The organism is Candidatus Lokiarchaeum ossiferum, from assembly GCA_025839675.1.
Lineage (GTDB): Archaea > Asgardarchaeota > Lokiarchaeia > Sigyniarchaeales > Promethearchaeaceae > Lokiarchaeum > Lokiarchaeum ossiferum.
Map to the genome: position 1 here is coordinate 2245815 of CP104013.1, position 22447 is coordinate 2268261.

The 22447-nt window shown below is 33.8% G+C and carries 16 protein-coding genes and 1 tRNA gene; 7 read left to right on the plus strand and 10 right to left on the minus strand.

What is annotated here, in order from left to right; all coding sequences use genetic code 11:
- The first annotated feature begins 17 nt into the window (after nucleotides 1-17).
- From cmk to NEF87_RS09255, 3 genes are all read left to right on the plus strand, one after another.
- Nucleotides 18-569 (plus strand): (d)CMP kinase, encoded by a 552-nt coding sequence (gene cmk, locus NEF87_RS09245; RefSeq protein ID WP_457919567.1) that lies wholly within the window; start codon nucleotides 18-20, stop codon nucleotides 567-569.
- 180 nt (nucleotides 570-749) lie between these two features.
- Complete coding sequence (locus NEF87_RS09250) at nucleotides 750-1019, plus strand: 50S ribosomal protein L14e (RefSeq protein WP_457919568.1); 270 nt, start codon at nucleotides 750-752, stop codon at nucleotides 1017-1019.
- Between the two features lie 31 nt (nucleotides 1020-1050).
- Nucleotides 1051-1135: transfer RNA gene (locus NEF87_RS09255), tRNA-Ser, on the plus strand.
- A 144-nt stretch (nucleotides 1136-1279) separates the two neighbouring features.
- Here the strand turns inward: NEF87_RS09255 and NEF87_RS09260 are convergent.
- The 4 genes from NEF87_RS09260 to NEF87_RS09275 all read right to left on the minus strand — a co-directional run bounded on the left by NEF87_RS09260 (nucleotide 1280) and on the right by NEF87_RS09275 (nucleotide 5656).
- Nucleotides 1280-2044: a hypothetical protein gene (locus NEF87_RS09260; RefSeq protein WP_457919569.1), complete on the minus strand. Its 765-nt coding sequence runs from the start codon at nucleotides 2042-2044 to the stop codon at nucleotides 1280-1282.
- A 969-nt stretch (nucleotides 2045-3013) separates the two neighbouring features.
- Nucleotides 3014-3967, minus strand: a complete 954-nt coding sequence (locus NEF87_RS09265; RefSeq protein WP_457919570.1) for an NAD(P)-dependent alcohol dehydrogenase — start codon at nucleotides 3965-3967, stop codon at nucleotides 3014-3016.
- Between the two features lie 11 nt (nucleotides 3968-3978).
- Entirely contained in the window at nucleotides 3979-4653 is a 675-nt protein-coding gene (locus tag NEF87_RS09270; protein WP_457919571.1) for a TetR/AcrR family transcriptional regulator, read from the minus strand.
- 217 nt (nucleotides 4654-4870) lie between these two features.
- Nucleotides 4871-5656, minus strand: coding sequence for a TatD family hydrolase (locus tag NEF87_RS09275; RefSeq protein ID WP_457919572.1), 786 nt, complete (start codon nucleotides 5654-5656; stop codon nucleotides 4871-4873).
- Nucleotides 5657-5856: 200 nt separating this feature from the next.
- On the opposite strand from NEF87_RS09275, the gene NEF87_RS09280 reads away from it, so the two are divergent.
- From NEF87_RS09280 to NEF87_RS09290, 3 genes are all read left to right on the plus strand, one after another.
- The gene (locus NEF87_RS09280; protein ID WP_457919573.1) at nucleotides 5857-6483 is read left to right on the plus strand and encodes a hypothetical protein; all 627 of its coding nucleotides are present in this window, start codon (nucleotides 5857-5859) and stop codon (nucleotides 6481-6483) included.
- Between the two features lie 47 nt (nucleotides 6484-6530).
- The gene (locus NEF87_RS09285; protein ID WP_457919574.1) at nucleotides 6531-7691 is read left to right on the plus strand and encodes a hypothetical protein; all 1161 of its coding nucleotides are present in this window, start codon (nucleotides 6531-6533) and stop codon (nucleotides 7689-7691) included.
- A 70-nt stretch (nucleotides 7692-7761) separates the two neighbouring features.
- Nucleotides 7762-8310, plus strand: a complete 549-nt coding sequence (locus NEF87_RS09290; RefSeq protein WP_457919575.1) for a GNAT family N-acetyltransferase — start codon at nucleotides 7762-7764, stop codon at nucleotides 8308-8310.
- 13 nt (nucleotides 8311-8323) lie between these two features.
- Here the strand turns inward: NEF87_RS09290 and NEF87_RS09295 are convergent, their stop codons facing one another.
- The 4 genes from NEF87_RS09295 to NEF87_RS09310 all read right to left on the minus strand — a co-directional run bounded on the left by NEF87_RS09295 (nucleotide 8324) and on the right by NEF87_RS09310 (nucleotide 14411).
- A complete protein-coding gene (locus tag NEF87_RS09295) occupies nucleotides 8324-9718 on the minus strand; it encodes a winged helix-turn-helix transcriptional regulator (protein ID WP_457919576.1) in 1395 nt (464 codons plus the stop codon).
- Entirely contained in the window at nucleotides 9715-11931 is a 2217-nt protein-coding gene (locus NEF87_RS09300) for a vWA domain-containing protein (protein ID WP_457919577.1), read from the minus strand. Before NEF87_RS09300 ends, NEF87_RS09295 begins: the two co-directional genes overlap by 4 nt.
- Before the next feature lie 79 nt (nucleotides 11932-12010).
- The gene (locus tag NEF87_RS09305) at nucleotides 12011-13036 is read right to left on the minus strand and encodes a DUF6206 family protein (RefSeq protein WP_457919578.1); all 1026 of its coding nucleotides are present in this window, start codon (nucleotides 13034-13036) and stop codon (nucleotides 12011-12013) included.
- Between the two features lie 25 nt (nucleotides 13037-13061).
- Nucleotides 13062-14411, minus strand: coding sequence for a class-III pyridoxal-phosphate-dependent aminotransferase (locus tag NEF87_RS09310; protein WP_457919579.1), 1350 nt, complete (start codon nucleotides 14409-14411; stop codon nucleotides 13062-13064).
- Between the two features lie 348 nt (nucleotides 14412-14759).
- Here NEF87_RS09310 and NEF87_RS09315 point away from each other — a divergent pair, with 348 nt between their 5' ends.
- A complete protein-coding gene (locus NEF87_RS09315) occupies nucleotides 14760-18287 on the plus strand; it encodes a PKD domain-containing protein (RefSeq protein ID WP_457919580.1) in 3528 nt (1175 codons plus the stop codon).
- Between the two features lie 236 nt (nucleotides 18288-18523).
- Here the strand turns inward: NEF87_RS09315 and NEF87_RS09320 are convergent, their stop codons facing one another.
- Both NEF87_RS09320 and NEF87_RS09325 read right to left on the minus strand, forming a co-directional pair.
- A complete protein-coding gene (locus NEF87_RS09320) occupies nucleotides 18524-20185 on the minus strand; it encodes a hypothetical protein (RefSeq protein ID WP_457919581.1) in 1662 nt (553 codons plus the stop codon).
- A gap of 141 nt (nucleotides 20186-20326) precedes the next feature.
- Nucleotides 20327-22264, minus strand: coding sequence for a hypothetical protein (locus NEF87_RS09325; protein ID WP_457919582.1), 1938 nt, complete (start codon nucleotides 22262-22264; stop codon nucleotides 20327-20329).
- Between the last annotated feature and the right edge of the window lie 183 nt (nucleotides 22265-22447).

Below are 22447 nucleotides of genomic sequence, written 5' to 3' on the forward strand. Positions count from 1 at the left end.
CTAAATTGAATTAAAATATGAATTTTTCCTTTGCGGGATTACATGGAACCGGAAAAAGCACAATTGCGAAAAAAGTTGCGGACCATCTAAACTATACTTTTTATTCCACCGGCATGGCTTTTCGAGAGTTAGCCAAAGAAAAAAACATGTCTTTAGAAGATTTCTCTCTATACGCTGAAGATCATTTTGAAATTGATAAAGAATTAGATGGAAAAATCCTAAAATTAGCCCAAACGGGTGAAAATTATGTATTTGAAGGACAACTTCCAACATATATGTTAGGAGAACTCAAAGATTTTGCGATCTTATTAGTATGTGATGAAAAAGTACGTATTGAACGGATGATGGACCGTGATGTCCGTACTTTTGAAGCTCAACGGCACGAGACACTAGTACGGGAAGAAAGTGAACGCCAACGGTTCATTGACATTTACCAAATCGATGTTTTAGATCCTGCCACCATGCACAACACTTTCGATTTAATCATTAATACGACACATTTGGGGATAAATGCAATCTTCAACATCTGTATTACAGCGCTCACGGAATTTATTCATGGTCAGCGTTAAGAAAAAAAACGAAAAATCAAAAATTTTTTAATTTTTGCTGTATTGATCAAAATATTCTCAGCGGTTTTGTTTTTACAAAATGCTTAGAAACATTAAGATATCACCTTGGTTGAAATCTGAACTGCGGTGAGATCTTGTGTAAACTCCGTTTATGGTGACATAAATGAGGTGTTTCATACCATGCCAGTATTCGAAGTAGGTCGTGTTGCATATAAAACTCTCGGAAGAGAGGCAGGTCTTGCCTGCGTAATTGTAGAAGTAATCGACAAATCATATGTGTTAGTCGATGGAATCAAAGTTCGACGACGACGTGCCAATGTTCGTCATCTTGCTCCAACCCCTGAAAAAATTGACATCAAAAAAGGTGCAAAAACCGCCGCTGTCAAAAAAGCAGTAATTGCTGCTAAAATGGAAGAGAAATTTTCCAATCGAATGAAATTAGATTTGTAAGCTTCATTCTCTTTTACTTTTTTCCTCCCAAGCACTCGTCGCCTAGTCGTATGACGCTGGACTGGAAATCCAGTGCGGTCCTCCGCCCGTGGGTTCAAATCCCATCGAGTGCGCCATCATTTTCCTGCATTCTAAATGCGATTTGAAATTAATTTTTAATCAAATCAATTATGACTCTTTTGATTACATGATTATATCTTACAAATGTTATGATTTTCAATCCAAGATTAATTTCAGGCATTTTAAAAGAATAAAAAAAATTATAATGAAATCCAGGTACTTGCATCTTTAATTATGTTTGGATTTTGGTCTGAATCTGTTTGGAAAATCTCAATTGAAGTGAATATTCCGTTCTTATCAGAACTAAATTCAATCTTAGCAACATTCTCATCAATGAAGTAGACCATATTTTCAAGAAGAAGATCATCAATTGTTAAGTTTGCAGAATTATTAAAGTATCCAACAAAAAAACCATGGACTATTTCGTTTGTTTGATTGATAGGAATAGTATAATTTGGATTACTTGAAGCAAAATCAGTATGCCATATGGAAGGAAACAATGAAATGTCGACGATTCCATCCTTAATATGAATATAATTGTCGGAAAAGTTATAATTACGAGTAGTAGTTCCTGAACTAACTCCACCGGATTGCATTGAACTCATTAAAGAGCAAGTATATATAATAGAATCATTTGAAAGTACAATTTTTCTGTAAAATAATTTTGCTATAGTATTGAATTGATTACTATAATTTCTAGTATTTTGATTATATCTATGGGAAAAAGTAAGATCTTGTTCAGAAGAATTCCAATAAATTTCACTTGATGTATTAAAAAAAAACATCTCCCCAGGAGATTGTATTTCATCTTCAGAATTAATATCATCCTTAATATGAAGATTATTTCCAAAATAAATTATAGAAAATGTGCTTAAATTAGTAATGATTAACATAAGACCAATGCATAAAATTGATTTCCTGGTAGTTAAGAAATACCACTCAAATTTATTGTTTTTTTGAACCATAATAAAGATTAGATTCACTTTTTATTTAAGTTCAATTGTCAATTAACTTCAAAATAACCAAGTGATCTTTAGAATTTTGTATGCACTTGTTTAACTCGTTTTTGAACTTCCTATATAAGGAGTGCATGAATCCTAGAGAGTGCACATACGTAAGAATCGACTACACTCCATCGAGTGCGCCATCATTTTTCTACCCACATTACTCAATTTGAGAATATTTTATATCCAAAACAAGAGTTTATCACCATTATATGTTATTATCTGGTGAAAACGTTATCTTAGTCGAACAACGATCTATTTTAGGTGCTTTAATGAGTGAGAAATAAGTAACTAATCGGAATTTGATGCAAAGACCTTATATGCATTTTTAAATTTTATATAGATATAATTATTCTTATTAGAGGCAGAATAGTTGGAGAAAAAAAAATATGGATTCTTTGTACTATTTGGGTTGATTATAGGTGCCACTCTTTCTGGTTTTATTATCAATGAAAAAATCAAAAGTAAATTAGCTAAAGATCAAAACAAAATTTTTTTTCAAAGTTTACCGGAAAATTTTTTTGTACATTAATTTGAAAGTACTTTGAAATATGATTACGGTCGATTCAATTTTGATGTTCTAAGAATAATCGGAAATAATACTCAAAGTAGTATAACGATTGGCAATGAAGATAAAAATTTAAATCTGTCTTGTGATATCAATAGTAATTATTTAGATCTTCGAAATTGAAATCAAATTAGAGCCTAAAACTAAAACAATTGATGAAAATCAAATATTCAATATACCAGGATATATTTCTGGATATGTTCCTCTCTCTCTAATCATTGGGATTCTTATTGTCTATTTTGCTAATCTTCAGAAGAAAAAAATTCAAAAATTGACCTGTAATCTCATAAGTTCCCCTTTTCTTCAAATTAGTTTTTTTCATGAACTTCAAAAGTAATCTAAGTTTTTTTTATTCTCTTAAATTACCCCGTTTCATTGTTGTTTCCAATTGAAATAATAATATTTCCTTTTTTATGGCCAATTTCAACATATTTATGGGCTTCAGCAATTTTTTCTAAAGGATAACTTTTATCTACAACAGATTTTAGTTTTCCTAAATGCATAAGATCTGCTAGGAAGAGTAAATCCTCATTACTTTTTTTCATTACTCCTTGACTAACTGTCAGGAAACTGCCATTTGGATATAAAAGTTCTCGACATTTTGAAAAAGAAGTTTTTCCAACAGCATCAAAAATATAATCATAAAGAGTTCCACTTTTTGTATAATCATCCTTAGTGTAATCTATCACAACATCTGCGCCCAAATTTTTTACTAAAACTAAATTCGTAGTACTACATACACCAGTAACTTCTGCCCCAAAGTATTTCGCAAGCTGAACCGCAAAAGTACCTACAGATCCTGAAGCACCATAGATTAGCATTTTTTGTCCTTTTTGGATGTTAACTTTTCTTAGATAAAATAATGCAGTCAACCCACCAATTGGAAGTGCGGCTGCTTCTTCATACGATAGATTATCGGGTTTGAGTACCATTATATTAGGCCCTAGAAGAAAATGGGAAGTTGGTTCTTCTGTTAAGCAGATATATTCACCATAGGCACCAAAACTAGGAGAGGCAATAACTTTATCGCCTATTTTGAATCTGGTAACATTTTTACCTATTGCCTCAATTTCCCCCGCCAACTCGCGCCCTTGAATAGTTTTCCTTGGCTTGCGGATACCAAATATTAATCGAGCGATGAATCGTACCATTGGGGGGAATTTCGACATTCCACTTCGAAGTACAACATCGGCTTGGGTGACTGTTGTAGCATGAATTCTAATCATGACTTCTTTGTTCTTTGGGAGTTGTTGCTTAACATCTTCTACCTTCAAAACTTCAGGATGACCATATTGTTTACAAACTGCTGCCTTCATTTCAATCCTCTTTATTTTAATCCTCGTAAAAAAATCTCCAATCCTGTTCGAACATCTTTTAGCACATTCTCATATTCTTTGGAAGAAATAGATTTGTTTTTATCCATGCCCATATAATTTTCTTTTATTCCATCGGCTAAAACAAACATGAAATCGCTCATTTTCTCCACATCACATTCTTGTATCTGATTTTTTTGAATGCAACCTTTTAATAGGTTGGCTACGAATAATCTCTCATCCTGTTCAATTTTGTAAAATGTTGCTAATCCCGAGCTCATTAAGTGCTGCAATTTCTCAGGTTCAATTTCGGTAATTTGGGGAAGAAGAATTGCCTTTTTCATCCAAAAATTGAGTTTTTCTTCAAAATACACAAGGATTTTCTTTTCACAAACCATATCCTCTTCTATTTTCTCATGTAATTTAGTAATAAATTCTTGAAATTCATTGAGTACCAATGTTGTGAAAATTTCTTCTTTACTTTTGAAGTAATGATAAATGGAGGTCTTGTCAAACCCCACTATTTTACCAATATCGCCAAGTGTTGTTTTCTTGTATCCGAATTTTGCGAAACATTCACCTGCAGCGATCAAAATTTGTTCTTTTTTATTTTGAGGCATAACTATCATTTTCCAAATATTCAAACGATATAATGGAACATTGGATTGATAGGTTATTAAATTTTTCATTTTTTTGGATTATAAAATTCTGAGATATTATTTACCCTGAATAAAATTTGTAGCTCAGAAACATCTTGAGAAGCTGTATAATAGTAAAGGATTACTTCAATCCTCATTTCAATAGATAATAGTAAAATCGAGTATTTTAAAAATTGATTCAGATGCAATATAAAAAAAAAGGAATATTCGCTACTACAAAAGTTTTTTGGGAAAACAAAACCAGATATCACAATCGATACAAACACTTGAAATTATTAGATACTTGTTTAACAACAGAATCTAACTTCTTTCCTGTTTTTTCACAATATAAGTGATAATTTGAAATAACATCCTCTGGAGAGCTCTTTCCTTTTTCATTTTGAACAGAATAAGCATAAGGAGAATCAGTCTCAAATAACAAGCGGTCAAAGGGAATACTATCAATCCAAAATACCATTTCGGGTTCATCAAAATGATGATAATAGGAAAGTGAGAAATAACACCCTAAATCAATAAAATCTTGCATGAAAGTCTGAGTTATTTGGGTGCCATGGATATGGACACGCATTTCTTCAGCATGATGCTTCCTTAAAATAGCGAGTAAATCAGCATCAGAATATAATGAATGAATTACAAGCGGTAAATCAAATTCTTTGGCCAGAAGAATTTCTTGTTCAAGGATGTACTGTTGTGCTTTGGGTGCATAATTGGGAGTTATTTCTGCATAATAATCAAGACCCACCTCCCCAATAGCTTCTGGGTTATTTTTTTCCACATTGGTTCGCAATAATTTTAGATATTCTTGGTGCTTAGATCTATCCTTGGCAAGGTTGCGATTAATAGCGATTGCACTCAAAATTTTAGGATATTTTTTTTCATGTTCAATTAAATGAAAATAGTCCGGTGTGCTTGTATTACTCACAATATAATCCAAATTATTTTCTTGCATCAATTTGTTAATTGCAGCAAGATGTTCTGGAATATTTTGGGAAGATTCCTTGTATATTAAATGACAATGGGCGTCAATAAACATCTTAATCTAATTATATAATGAGTGAGACGAATATATATTTTTAACAAAGTTATCACGTCAGTTTGATTAAATCTTTTCAATAAGCCATTGCTTGCTTTTAGGAAAGATTCATTCAATCAATAATTTGAACATTATCAACACTTTCTATTCTCTTAAATGATAGGCGGAGTTTTATTAAGGGATTTTAAATTTGATTAGATATGCCTCCCTTAACCAACAACAAATTAAAAAAAATTCTTAAAAGAATTAATGCCAATACTAATCTTTCGAAAAAATACAAATCACAATGGAAAACCCTCGTGAACTTCTTGGGAAACACTTTTGGGATCAAAATCGAGGCTGTAATTAAGGTAGGCACAATATCTAAAGAATCCAATAATGAAATGTGTGATTATGAAATCATTTTTACTCCTGATCCATATAAGGAATGTCAGGAACTCTACCCCTTGATTATAACCCGATTTCAAGAAATGAATCCGGATGATAATATCTCCTCGATTGAAAATAAGTTAAAATTGCGGTATAAAAATGGAACTAAGATTGATTTACTTTCTGTTCCAAAAGATGAGTTTGAAACAGAATATTCCCAATATCTCAACACTCGAGATATCTCACAAATTAATTTAAATGCTGTGAAATTGGTTAAAAATGCAGTTGAATCAGCAGGATTTGGAAGCAAAATACGTGGATCCCATGTAGAAGCTATTGCAGTAAATGTGGCTTCCCAGGAATTATCTATTTGTGTTGAAACGATTCTCAATCAACTCCGAAAGAAAAAATTAGCCACCCTCAAAACATTCAAACACATACGAGGACTTTTGGAGTAAATTTGTAAATCTATTTCTTATTAAATTATCATTATGGTGCAGATTTCATGACAAAAAAAAAAATTTATCAAAAATCATTCAGTGACAACCCATATGGGTTCCAATTCGAAATTAATTCCCGAAAACAACTGATAATTTTGCACGAAATTTGGAAAAATTATCTTATAATTAAAAAAAAAGTTCCTAAAGAAGAACAGCAGCAGAAATTTGAAGAATTAAATAAATTAACCTTTTTAATTTTAGATCCTCGATCATCGGTGATATTACCCTACCTTAACCCACGGAACTCTGTTCAATCACCTATGGAGGGAATTGAACTCTCGGTGATGAAATTTCCGAAGATGGGAAATTTTCGATTAAAGAATTATTTCAAAGAATTTGAAGCGCTGATCATACAAACATCTGCAAAGAATAAAGAAAAAACCTCGCAATTAACCCAAATCTTTATTCAAAAACTATGGGATTCAGTACTTTTTTCCTCAAAAAACGATCCATATTTCATCATAAATTCTTTTGGACATTATTTTAAAACTCATGATTTTGAACACAAAATGAAGGCCTTGGATACACAAGAAAAATTTGACTGCTTTATCACTTCACAAGAAGAGTCGATAAACGAAATTCAAGAGTTTATCATCGCTCAAATTCATTCATTTTCTCCAAACTCTGAAAAACCCCGTAAATCTTTTCGAATGATTCATAAAGAAGTTAAACTGTTATTTGAGTTATATGGATATTTGATTGGGTTTATTCGGGGATTATTCGATATTATTGGAGAAAATTTTGATTCTAAGCTTGAAAACTATATGGATCGCAAATATAACATTGTTTATGGAATGCCCAATAAGAATTCACGCAAATCGGAACAACGAGCGACCGCTTTTACCAGAGAGTTACGAAAAAGTGTGTCAAATCCTACAATCCGATATCTTATTGATAAAATGGTATTTGGGAAATTACGTCCTTTGCAGAATTCAGTATCTCCACCACCACCTCGGGAAGAAATGAGCTCAGAACATATTTATACTGTGGAAAACAAAAAACAGGAATATGTACAAAATTTTACTTTGAGTGAGTTTTGGGTGTTAAAAAGTAACCTCGCCATTTTTCTTCACCTTTGTTTTAATTATTTCTTCTATTACTGTCCCGATAACCAGACAGGAAAATTGATTAAGACCCATTTAGTATCTCATGATGCTCTAGAGTAGTAATAACTCAATCAGAAAATTCAGTCGTTTTTTTAACAACCTTTTTTATATAGCAAACATTTCGTTGTTTGTGAATACATCAGCGAGTAATGCGTTTATCAATGGGGATTTAATCGATTTACTTCCAATTAACTTAAATCACGTGGACCTATATGATAAATGGGGAAATGATCAAGAAGTTCGCCATTTGCGCCATTACGAGTTTCCACGCTCAATGGATGAGATCAAAGAGAGATACTTGAACTCAATCAAGGCAACAGACAAGTATTCATTTGAAGTAGTGCTTAAGGAAGATGATGTACCGATTGGGACATGTAACTTGCATGAAATCAATTGGGTGAGCCGCACAGCAGAAATTGGTTTTTTTATCGGGGAAAAAAAATACTGGGGGAAGGGATTGGGAACTGAAATTGCATCATTGATTACTAAGTATGCTTTCCAAGAATTAAATCTCCGTAAACTGAAAGCTGTCATTTATAGTCCGAATCTTGGGTCACAAAAAGTTTTTACTAAACTCGATTTCCATCTTGAAGCCACTTTAAAAGGAGAAGAGTATATTGATGGTAAATATATTGACATCTTATTCTATGTAAAATATCGAAATGAGAACGAGAAATGAGATGAAAATTAATTCATTCTTTCTGGTTGAAGATGAGTTTTTTCTTTCTTCCATCTTGGACAAAATAAATGATCTCTTTTGCAATAAGCTTATCAACATGATATTTCACAGTATTTCTCCCCAATTTTAGCATTTTAGCAATTTGGCTTGCAGTTATTTCAGAATTATCTTGAATAAGATGTAAAATGTTGATGGTAGTTCTGGATTTTAAGAGATGTAGGTCTGAATCTGAAACAAAATTCTCCATGATGGTGGGGAAATATGCAACAAATTGCCCAATCTTCCGGAAATGGATTACTCCATAAGATTCTAACATGTTAATATGCCAGGCTAATTGTCCCCCCTGTAACCCACATTTACGTTTAAGATCATTAAAATGAATACCTGGTTCCATGAGAATAAAATCGATTATTTTTTTGCGATTTTCATTCTCAAATAAATCCTCCATGTTTAATCTATGCATTCCATAGTTAGGATTTAAGTTCCGGAGTACTAAATGACGATATTCGGAAGAACTCATCGCAAAAATTCCGGCCCCAACGACGATTATAACCCCTAAAACTAGAAGAATTGACATTAAGTTGAAAATTGAAAAACCACTATCATTAGAATCGATTGAAGATACAGGATGTTTGTTCAAAATAGTAAAATATTGGCAATTTGAGTCTTCTTGATTGGCAAGAGAAGCACTTTCACCAGATAAAGGGATGGCAATTTGATTGTTAATAATTCCGAAGTCCAATTGAGTCCATTTTAAATCAATTGGATCCCATACTATGAGAATAAAGTCTGAAGGAATCAAAGATCGATCTAATTTGAAGAGACTCTCAAAAGGAATAAATAACATCGAATGATCATCACTTACAGCGTGTAAATCGGGAATTTCTACTTGAATAATCGTTTGAAATAACCACTGAACTGGATAATCGATCTCTGTGGGGGAATTAATTTGAGAAAAATCAATAGTATTGTCTTCAAAAGCCAAATCTATGGAAATGTTCGTAATTTCATCTAATTCAATTGATAAATTTGAGTTGATCACCCCATAATTGAAATGATATTTTATATCCGCCTCTAATGTGGAGTTGATTTTAAGTGAATTATTTTGAGGAAAATAGAATTGGTTTACAGAATGTTCTTCAACAGATGTTAAAAAACCATTAGAAGAAATGTAGTCCCCATTTTCATAAATTTCAGGAATTGGTTGAGACGCATGGAAATTGGGAAGAAATTGAGAAGATGTAGGACCAGAAAAATAATCCTTCTCAGTTATCGTGTTCTGAAAAAATAAATCCGGATTATTCACCGGAATCTGAATATCACTAAAAAAAAGGGCAACTTGCCCACAAATCATGAAAAAGACACATAGCAATATGATTTTTTTTCGTATTTTCCAGTTACGAATCATTTAATCACTTCTTTAGTTGGAAAAAAAGGATTTCGATGTTTTTCCCGCAAATAAAGCACAATTCCAATTGAAACCATTACGAATAAAAGATTAAATCCTGGAATTGCATCACCTCCTGAAAAATTGTCCACTTCCCAATATGGAGTATCATCTATTTCCCCATACTGAATATTTAATTGAAAATCAATAGAATTAATTCGTTCATCAATCAAAGCGATCAGTATATAATAGACCCCAGATTCTTTCGGAGTCACAGAAATTTTATCAAAGACATGAGATTTGAGGATTTCACTTTGATTAAAAACCATGAGTTGGAGAAACTCGAATTCATTATCTGAAGTCAATTCGACAAAGAATCCCGGATCAACTGATAAATCTACGTCAACTTGAAATATCACAACAGGACTTGTCTTTTGTATAGACACCGGAGTAATATTGGCTTTGTCTTTACCTATTGTTGCATTTTGGGAAGAACATAAAGCAATTTTAATCGTTACCTCGCTAAATTCGTCTAGATTTGTCAAGCTCAGAAAAATGGTATTGTCTGATGGATGAAAAAGAAACGAAGCAAAGGGATTCTGTCGATCTAAACTAATATTCGCAGATAAGCTTATATTGTTGCTAATAATTTCTCCAATAACTTCCGAATCACTGACAACAAGAAGATGAGTATCTGCTTCAAGCAGCGAAAGATCAAGTTCATATTGTATTCCCTCATGGGAATTCAAAACTATCTCTACATAAGCTGGTGACTCCAATTCTGAGAGTTCATATTTCGCTTCAAATTCAACAATATCTGTTTCAACAAAATTCCCCAATATATCACTCGCAGAAAAATAATATTTTACTATGGAGTTTTCAGGAATCGCAGGCAAAAGATAAGAAAAGATCCCCCATGATGAATTCTCCATGGAGACTGCGATGTAGGAGGAAGAATTAAATTTGTAGTGGAGAATCACTTCATTTACGCCTGAAGCATCAAATACTTTACAGATAACTTTGAATCTATGTTGAGGGGGGGACTGTAAAGTGTCAAAAATGGTAATTATGCTACCTTTAAGCCCTGGTGGTTGATTATCTACAATTATCCATTTTTCTTGTTCATTAAAAATGTATTCCCCATCAAGTTTGGCTCCAAAAGAAACTATAAGTTTTTGTCCAGATTCACTTAACGCTTGATAACACATGGAAAGAGCAGTATCCATTAGAGAACAGGAAGATGAATTTAACTTCACGTAAATCCCACTAGTTACTTCTGCGATTTTGTCTAATTGGTTTTGAAGATCTTCCCCTCCCCCGTAACACTGCATTGTGCTAACGATGATATTAATTTCACTTAATTCTTCTGCAAGAGCATATAGCTCAGGTCCATCATAATATTCCATAGAAGATTCGCTATCACCGATATAAATTCCACTATTGCACGGTTCATCTGTAATTAATATGGCTAAACGTGCTGAAGACTGCCAATCGAGTTGCTTTAAGTATCGCAAAGCATCACCCCACGGTTCCCAACCCCCTCCGGCGGCCCAAGGATCTATAAAACTTTGGATCGAGTCAACATCAGATGTTAAATCAAGCACATTGCGATCATCATTATAGGGATTTTCATCATATCGAGTATTCCCAAAGAAAATAATCCCAATACGAACACTGGATACATTGAAATAAAGAGTATTAACCATATCTTTTACTTTGGATTTAACTTCATTGATTTCATCCGTCATTGATCCACTCCCATCAATTAGGAAGACAACATCCAAAGATTCAGCATTAGCAGGAAGCTGACAGATGATATCTTGTGAAAATGTTTCATTAACACCCAAAATTCCTAACTCATGATTCATCGATCCAGTAGTCAAACTCAGATCTGAGAGCGAAGAGATATTCATGGATAAAGATTGAAGGGAAGAAGAGAAACCGTTGTGAATTTTTAACGTGATTCGGGCATATGAATCTGGTAGATATGCAGATTGATTCAAATCAATTGATGTATTTAAGAGGGGACTTTGAGCACTCCTTGGAAGCTCGGGAGAAGAAATAATTGAAGGAAGTGAATTTGTAGAAACATATATCCCTACTTCATTAAACTTGGGAATTGTCTCAGCTTTAAATAACGATGGAATTAAAAATAATAACCCTACCACTAGAATCCAAAGGGGAGACACTTTGTTGACCGTTTTTTTTTTTATTTTTTGGGTGGTTTTTGTCATTCAAATCATCCTGGTGCTTTAGTATCTAATCGTAAATTTGCTATTTAAGGCATAAGGGATGGATTTCGAACATAATAAGTTACCTTTTTATTTTTGGGGGTAAATAAAAATCATATCGCTTCCGAAGGATCTTAGTTTTCAAAAACCGATCAAATTTTCGGAGCTGTTGAAACAGAACCCAAATGAATTTATCATGTTTATAATATTTTTTAACTTCATCCAGAGAGAGAGGAGCGATGTTATGGGAAGCAGCATCATTAGCAAAAAAATGATTCACTTCTGTAAGAATCGCGGGAATTCGATCAGCTAATTGTTCTTTATAGAAATTCGCCACCATATCAATAACCACATCCCGCCAATTGTAATATCTATCCAAAACCTCTTGTAAAAGAGGTTTTAAAACCCACCGTAAGAAAGAAGGGGCACTTTTTAGAAATAATTTGCCTTCCATGGCATCTTCTCCATTAATCCGATACATGGGAGTGCTTGTGTCAATGTATAGCAATTGAGTCTCAAGCGTTATGGTAGGATTGGTGGAATCATAACCTATGACAGACCAATTAGAAATTTGCCCATCCAACCCTATTTGTAATTTCTCCATCGGAGAAGATTGATTATAGTCCCAAACTTTCTTCATTTGAGTTAGCACAATCCGAATGAATTGGATTAAATCTGTTTCAGGCAAATTATGAATGACTTTACTTCCAATTGAAGAAGGATCTACCTTATCTTGAATGCAATAAAGAGAAATTTTAGTTTTCTTCTCATCAGAAAAAACCCATGTGGTATCGCTTGAAGGGACTTGAATACCGAGAGATTCTTGCAAGATACGATTATATTCATTATATGCATTAATGTGTTGAGTTATTTGGTCTTTCGATTCAAAAATGGGTAATCGTTTAAAAGCCAAATTACTTAGATTACCATGAAGCACTTCAAAAACTAAACTGATTTCTCCAAATCCCAAAATTTTAATTGGAACTTCTCCTTGTTCGGGATGCGAAACATCCAAAGTTTTTTCCAGCAATTGTAATATTTCAAATTCTCCACTTTCATTTTGAATTTTGCTTAAATATATTCCCAGTTTTCCTTTCAATTCACCCATTTTTTTCTTCTCCTTTCGTAGTAAATCATGTATTTTTTGGTAAGGGCAAACCCAATAGTGCTTCATTTAATCGTCGAATGATTTCCTTCATCTCCTCTGTATTTGTGATCAAAGGAGGCATTAATTTGATAGTTTGTTCATTATTCCCACAATAATCCGCAAAAATGCCATTTTTTATCATCTGTAGAGTATATCCCACACCATATCGTTCATTTATGAACTCCATACCCCACATTAGGCCGCGTCCTCGTACTTCAGTTATTAAAGAAGGATATTGTGTCTTGAATACTTGCAAACTTTCCCCGAGTTGAGTACCCATTTTTTGCACATTTTGAAGAAAAGTAGGTTTGGAGATTATTTCCAACATTTTCCGGGTCACATAGCATCCCAATTCAGATCCTCCCGTTGTGCTGATGTGTATAAAGGGATCTTGTTCAAACACCTCTCCAATAAAAGGTTTATAACTACATGTTGCCAGTGGGTAATATCCAGCACTCATTCCTTTAGCCAAGACCATTATATCCGGAACTATTTTTTCTTCGGGATAGATCCCCCCATAGATCCCCCACATTTCACCTGTACGACCAAGTCCACTTTGTACTTCGTCAGCAATTAAAAGAACACCATGCTTATCGCAGAGCTCCCGAACTTGTGTAAAATAGCTCGGGGGAGCAATCAATATCCCTCCAGTGGCGGGGATTGTTTCTAGAATCAGACAGGCAAAAGTATCATTTATAATGGATATTAATGATTCAATATTACCAAATTCCACTTGAACAAAATCCGGTGAATTGGCTAAGAAAGGTGCGCTAAATTTTGAATCCCCTGCAGCAACGGCCAATCCCGTTACCCCATGATAACCCAATTTTGCTGACAACACCTTTTTACGTTTTGTGGTACTTCGAGCCAACTTAATCGCTAAATCGATAGCTTCCCCTCCTCCAACACAGAATTGAGTTTGTGATATGTCACCTGGAAGAAGATCAGCCAATTCTTTTGCTAAAAGCGCCCGTTGTTCGCTAATTAAATGGTGATCTCCAATATCAAGTCCTGCATTGATGCCATCCACCATTGCTTTGATTATAGCAGGATGTCGATGGCCGAGATTAAATACTCCCCCGCTGGTTCGACAATCTAATAATTGGATGGGAGGTTTATTTGGCTTTTTTCCTTCCAACATTGAAATGGTTAATCTCTCCCGTTTTCCTTGAATTACTCCAAGCCCTATACTTTTAAAGAAATCTGCTTTGGGCTTTGAGACGTATTTGGAATAAAGCTTATATAGCTCTTTTTGAGGAAGCCTCCCCATTACTTTGTCTTTGGATGGTATATTATCAGATTCTTTCAATGTAGAATTATTTTCTTTTGCAGTCATTTTTTCACCAGAAACAATCAGAATTGATATTAAATCTGTTAATGATTCTTATAAAAATTATAAAATTCTTTGACATTTGATTTTATTACATCGATTGAAAATACTCAAATTGGCTCACAAAAATTAAAGAATGCTGCAAAAAATAAGAAAATGAGTCGAATAAAAAAAAACACCATTTACTTCTTAAGATTGTGAATCCCTTACATTTTGACATAGAATGATATTTCATCATTAGAATAGTGGATATTACACATCTGGTACCAATATATCAATATTGGGAGATATAATCACTCGTAATTGGTTGGAAAGTGACAAATAATTTTTAAATGACAAAATAAAAGTCATTATATGCAAACAACTAGGATAAATAAAGCAAGGTCAGTGCTTTTAATCGGTTTGTGCTTATTTCTTGCATCATCGATAATTGATTCAATAAAATTTGTATCCGATCTCACAGATACAACTATTGATGGGTCAAACCCACCGGTTTCTGCAACACCTGTTTCTCTTCTTTCTTTTGAGATTTATGACTTGAATTCTTTTGACCCTTCGCCCCACTATCAGGCCCCTTTTATTAGTAATATGAATGAATCTATGTGGGAAAATGATTTTCATTCATTATACTATAATTATTATGGGGATGATGACAATGTAACAATTGATTGTGATTCCCCTTTCTATTTGCGATGGGTTTTCTTGACTAATAATTATCTATCACACGGTACTTATACTGTTTACATCGCGTATGACTATCTTGTAGGTGGATCAGATGATTGTCATTTTGTGCCTGTTGAAACAAAACCGTGGAATGCGGATGATTCAACCGTGTATTATTATAATCATTTGAATTTGAATCAGGGGTATTATCGCATCAAGGTGGTCACGTCTAGTCATGATTTTCTCTATGATATGACTTTTGAATTCGGACTTTGGGCGATAAATCCTGATGCAATTGACTTTTCCATCATAGATGAATCCATTGGTGATGGGGAAAAAAAAACCGTCCCCAATGGATCAGATCAATCATGTGAATCCCTAACTCCGGTCCATCCAAATCGAACTTCGGGTGATTATGTTTACCAATGTCCTCAAATAGGTTTTTATTCAGAGGGAACGTGGACAAATAATACAGCCTTGATGCTAGATATCATACCACAAAATGGAGGCACGTATTATTATGAGGTAATATTTAGTGATAGTTTTGGAAATGAAGTAAATCATGAATTTTCGTATCAGTTTGAAGATTATTCACCAACCATAGATGTATGCTACTATACAACCGTAACAATCAATCCCGGTGATATTCTCACAGTGCGACCGGGTGAAACGATTGATATTATGTTTGCAATTTTTGGAGAAGAATCATCTTTAAACTCATATCAAACCCGTATAGATGGGGAATTTGAGACTCAATCATCATGGATAAATAATTATTACTATGATTGGACCCAATCCTTTTCTGAACCGGGGCTTCATGAGATGGAGGTACAAGCAGCATGGTATAATGTAACATTGGATGGTGTTTTTGCCTTTTATAGTGATCCTTACACGTTTTATGTTGAAGTTGATAGTTCTCCCGTCTTAGATTCCGCTGATTGGAATAAAGACGAAGGAGGCACCCAAGATCTTCTTTCGGATGATACAATTACCCGAAATCTCTTTCGTAAAGAAAAAATTGATTTCGTTGTGAAGGATCCATTATACATGACAGGAAGCTATCGCTTATTTGAAAACGGTCTTTCTATAAAAGAAAAATCCGGAAAATGGGATAATGACACGCAATTTTCCATTTATTTAGGATCTAACGAGGAATGTGTTACGGAATATATTCTAGAGGTGTCCAACCAAGATGGGAAATCACAATTATCGTGGGAAGTAACATATACGCATAGTGGACCGAATATTGTAGATTGTAATGTTCCCCATAATCAGACTTTTTATGTTCATACAGCAACAGATTTAGTCGTTACGTACAGTGCTTATGGATTGAGAGGGATTCCTACCCCTACAGGATATCAATTTTATATGCAACTTCCCGTCTCAGGCCCACCAACTGTAGAAGCCATTACTTCGGGATCTAATAGTTTTACCATAGAATATCCCGGAGAAGGTTCTTATGAATATTTATTTGGAATTAAAGATAGTGATGATTCCCATGAAAGCATGCCATATTACTTAAATATCACTTGGGATTTGGATTGGCATCCGGTTTTTCAATCACCAAGTGAAGAAAATGATACCACAATTTATTTAGAGAAAGATAGTGAAAACTATCAAGGCAGCATGATAATATATGATCATGATGGGACAACATTGAATGTTACTGAATACATTGATGGAGTTCTAATTAAAAAAACTAATAGAACACGTGGATGGACTCTTTCTTGGGGTTTTTCTCCCGATACGTATGGAATTTTCACTCGAGCATTTGTACTTACCGATGAGGATGGCATCAATTCAACTACTCATTTCGTCACCTTTTATGTCACCGAATTTGGTCCTCAATGGGGTCAATCAGGAGCTTTCCTTATCCCTAATGGCGAAGTTCATAACAATACCGATATTGATGTCATGCCCTATGAACCATTCGACATCTATTGTGAATTGGACCACCCTTTTGTCACCAATCCTAATGGACAGATTGGTTGGATTGAATGGTGGATCGAGGGAGACCGAAGGGGAAATACAATATTATTAGATAGTGGTCCCGCTCCAAAATTACTTGCGCCAGCTTTAGAACCCGGAAATTACAATGTACTCCTTCACCCGTATGATATGGAATCGGGTTATTATGGAGATTGGTGGAATTTTACCATTCACGTTTATGATATTCCTGAAATTCGCTGTGCGATCGGCAATGAAACGGTCCGAAATGGTGAATTGGGTAAAAGTGTATCCTTTTCTTTGGGCATCATGGATGACGATGAAACACAAGATCACAAAGCTATGATTGTATTGAATCACTCCCAACCTGGAGAAGAAGTGTTATTTTACGATTCAATTACAAATAATCAATGGTTTTATCAGACTTATTACCCAACGGCACCAGGAACATATAATTTTTCCATCTTCGCATGGGATAATAAGCATAATGCATCCCTTCACACTTTTAACTATGTAATTACTGAAAACATAGCTCCAGAAATATCGATTAATGGTTCCATAATAGAAGGATCAATAGTTAATGTCTCTGTTGGAGAAAATTTTCAAATCGATGCGAGTTTCACAGATGCAGATGATGCTTCCTTGGAAATGTGGATTAGGCAAGGAGAACTAAACTTGAAGTATGCAAAAGAAATGCTTCCTCAAACACTTTCAGCATCTCTAAATACCAGTGTACCAGGAAGTTATGTTATTTTTGTGGGAGGTTCAGATCATACCGATATGGAAGTATTAACCTTCACCCTTCAAGTAAAAGCACCCCTTGTAGCATCATTTACAACAAATGCCACTACCATCAAGGTAGGGGAATCTCTTAATTTAACAGATACCTCGATAGGGGGTTGGGGTGTCCGGACCTATGATTGGAATTTTGGGGATGGAACCGCTCATGGAAATGATCCGCAAGAAATTCATTCCTATGCAACTTCGGGCAATTATGTGGTTAATTTATCGATAACTGATGGGGATGGGGCAACCAGTCACCATTCCATTAATATTCAAGTCGAACAAGATTCAACATCGAATACTACAACCGACACATCCACAAGCAGTTCCACAGAAACGAATTCAAGCAGTACAAATACAAATTCAGACGATGAAGACGATACAAGTAAGGGTATTGGAATTAATTCGATACCCATTATAATTATGAGTTCAATTTTTGGAATTGGGTTCATATTATTCTCGAAAAAACATCGCATAAAATTTTGGTGATGGACCTTTTTTTTTAGTAAACTTTACAAAATTTGATTTTTTTTCCATTCCTTTTACTTTTACTCCAACTTTTATCCTCCATCCCAACTTAAGTAAAAATAGCGAAACAGCGCATGGTGTCTTAGATGAACCATTAAAAATGCATACGATCTAAAGGATTTGATACTCAAATTGAATTTCTTAAATTCAGAAATACTGAAAAAAAACGAATATTTATCGAATAAAAAAAAAATGAGTTAGGCTCTGATCTTACTGTTCTTCTTTAATAACAAAATCGTCATAAATAAAGCACCCACCATTATGGAAATTAAAGGAAAACTTGACACAGATGAACTTCCAATTTTTTCTATCGCTCCTCCTATTAAAGCATCAATTGAGAAAATGCACACAAATCCATCAATTTCCTGGCCTTCTTCCAAACTGGATACTTCATTCAATCTTGGAAAATCAAGTGAATTTGATGACCCTGGAAGGATTATTTCATTTGATTCTGAACAGATACACAAATTCCAAAAGTTATCTTGATTTATTCCCCCAAAAAATGTTGAAAATTCAATCATCCCATTTAAATTGACAATAGCAATAAACCCATCGTTTTCTCCATTAAGAGTTGATTGAATTGCCGATTCAGTAGTAGGAAAATCTTCGGAAGCTGTAGATCCATATATAATTACTAAGTTATCTTTGGTAATCTTCAAACCAGATATTTGATCTTCCCCGTTCCCTCCATAATAGGATGAATATTTTAACCCATAGAGATTTGCGGAGAAAATGCTTAAAAATACGTCGAATTCTCCATTATTTGTTGAATCCTGAGCATTCATTGTTGGAAAATTACTTGAATAGGTATTTCCACTAACTACCAACTCATTATCCTTAGAAAATGCAATCCCATAGCCAAAATCTCCCCCATTCCCTCCGAAATAAGTACAAAATTCAACCTTTCTTGCTGAGACATTTAGAACACTTATCAGCACATCATTTCCTCCCCCCAGGTGTGTTTGATAAGCGTTTGATGTTAAATTCACATCGGTTGATCGAGTATACCCAATGATTCCAATCAACCCATCCGCATTTACAGCAATTGCAGGTTCAGCTTCCGTGTCAGAGCCACCAAAGTAAGTTATATATTCAAATGAATGGCTTAATCGAGAATAGTTGCAGATAAATAAATCATTTTCCCCCTTCAATTCTTGTTGAATTGAATCCTTGGATGTTGGAAGATCTTTTGAATCTGTATCCCCAATTAAAATGATATTCCCATTACTATCCATTGTAGATCTATGCACATTGTCAAAGCCACTTCCTCCAAAAAATGAAATGTTACTGATTTGCATTGTTTCAAAATCCATCACTAACACAAAATTATTTTCATTGGCTGTTTTCTCAGGAAAACTGGAATCTAGGTAAGGTATGTCGGAAGATGTTGAACTACCCACAATCAACAATTCATTATAAGAATTGAAATAAACATCCCCCAAATTGTCTAATCTATTTCCCCCAAAATAGGAAGAATACAATAGCTGGTTCTGAGAAGATATTTTCATAACAAAACCATCCCAATCACCACCACCATAATTCACCTGGGATGCATTAGCAGTTACAGTAAAATTAACAGAAGTTGTTAACCCACAGATATAAGTGTTATTGAAGATATCTTTTGTGGCTCCATATGCTCGATCTGTTCCATCACCTCCAAATTTAATAATCATGGAATTCAGATCCGTGGCAGATTTTGGAACATTTTTTATGGGCACGAGTGAAGAAAACTCATCATTTTGTCCCATATCTGCAGAAATTGGAATTATCTCGAGAATATTTAAAGGAAAAACGAGAAAAATAAATGCACACATCGCTGCATTGGTTTTCTTTTTTAATAGAAGTGTTAGAAATCTCATCAATTATCAAAATCCATTCCAATTTAAAAGAAAATAATTTTATCGGGACAAAAATTCATATTTTTTAGCTCCAAAGGCATAAAGGGTAAAAAAGAGCAATATATAATGTTTGAAAAAAAAGATGTTTAACATAGTTCAAAACTAAATTTGAGCACAATTGACAACAGTATGATTTCTTTTCATTATCTTCATTATATTCCATCTTGAAATAGCGGAAAAAACCCCCACAACAGCAACAAAAGTAATTATAGGCACGATTAATGAGGGAAGAATTCCCGCTTCGAGTAAGAAGAACATTATAATTACTAACATCGCGATAAAACTTAATAATAGCCCAACTAAGAGCAAGAATAATTGTTCAATCATAATGATATTCTGAAGTAATGAACGTTTGCCTCCTAGCGTTTTTATGATGATTAAATCTTTTTGCTCTTCTAAAATTCGACCCCGTTGATATTGATAGAGCAAATAAAGGATAACAACACTGATAACAAGACTGATGACTAGAAAAATATTTTGAAATATTCCTACAATTTGCAAATTTTGTTTGAAGGTGGGAGTTAAATCCAGCAATCGAAAGTTCTCCCCCAATTCATTCGAGATCAAATTTTCCACATCCTTCAAAAATAGGGAAATATTATTTGAAGTCTGAAGAAGGGAATTGAAGTCAATAAGGAGGAGATTAACAAAATTAGGCCGATCAAATATGTTCTGCAAAATTTTTAAAGATAAATACGCCGAATTTCCATTATTTAAAGAATCTGCGACAATCGAATTTATCGGATAGTTCATATCAATCCCCAATTTAGATGAGTTTAAACGAATTTTTTGAGATAAAGGATAATCAAAAATCGCATTAGCCAAGGTATCTCCAATGGCAACCCCTGATCCGTTGAATTGATCCCCAGCAATCGATTTCCAATTTTGAGATGTACAGGTTGAATCTATCCCTTGCAGAGGAATTAGTTTTTCATATTTCTTGGAAGAACAATCTTTAAAACTATTTTCTAGAAAAGGATTAGTTGCAATTAAACTACTTTTAATTGCACTATCCATAATTGGATTTACCGTTAATTGGGAATACAATCGATGATCAATATTATCAATAGAATAATTACTCAGTAAATTCAACAGTTGTGGTTCAAAATCGGTTAAATTATATAATAGATTTTCACATTCAATATCAACGGTAATATCTGTGGTGGGATCATTGAATTTGTTGTAATAAGCTTCCATAGAAGAAATAATTGGATCTGCAGCAATTATCAGGATATTCTTACTTTGAGCATCCCGTATATTTTGCTTATTATTCAATCCAATAGTCAGCGCTCCAATGATGCTAACGAATAAAACGAGCCCAGCAATGGAAATAATAATTAAAAATTGCTGCACGTGGTATTTCTTGCGTTTTAAATTTTTAATGGCAATAATCATACTAACAGGTTTATTTGCCAACCACTTTTTCCAAAATTTGCCCAATTTTGCTCGCATTTGATCTTGAATATGACCCGTTTTCGTCTGATTATAGGTTTTATTTCCAATTTTTCGAATTTCTGCCCCATTTAAGAAGAAAGTAACTAAAATCAAGATTACTAATAATAAAGCCCCATATTTCAAGTCTAAGACCCACTTGAAACTTGGAATTCCAGAAGATATGATATAATAACTTATGATGTAGAAGAAAACGCTTCCCAACGCACCTACGGCAAAATTTATGATAACGAGAAATAATAATTCAAAGAGATAATAACTATATAGGAGGTTTGGCAGACAACCCGTGGATTTCATTGATGCTATATCTTTTTTTCGAGATAAAATTATCGCATGATTATTGCCAATCACGAGAACCACGGTTAAAATGTAAATTAATTTAATTAAAAGGGATGAATATTGATAAAAAAAGGATATAACAGAAAAAGAGGCAATGGTCATTTTAATTACATCTGCATCTGCACCAAACCCCGCATTTAAACATTGAAAATAAATCAACATCCCAATTAGGGTAGAGTTTGTCCAAAAAGTCGATTTAGTTTGATGAGAATGAAAATATAAATCTTTCACTGCAAAATTCACTGACATAATCAATTTATCCCTTAAGGTCAATTTGTTTTATTTCTTTTTAAATTAAATTGGATCGTATCTATAAGTACGATTTAGAATTCCTCCTGCTATAATATTTAGCCAACAACTTTTAGTAGGATGACAAATTATCAAGGATAACCCTCAAAATGGTGTGCCTGTCCTTCTCAACTGTTCGTGTTT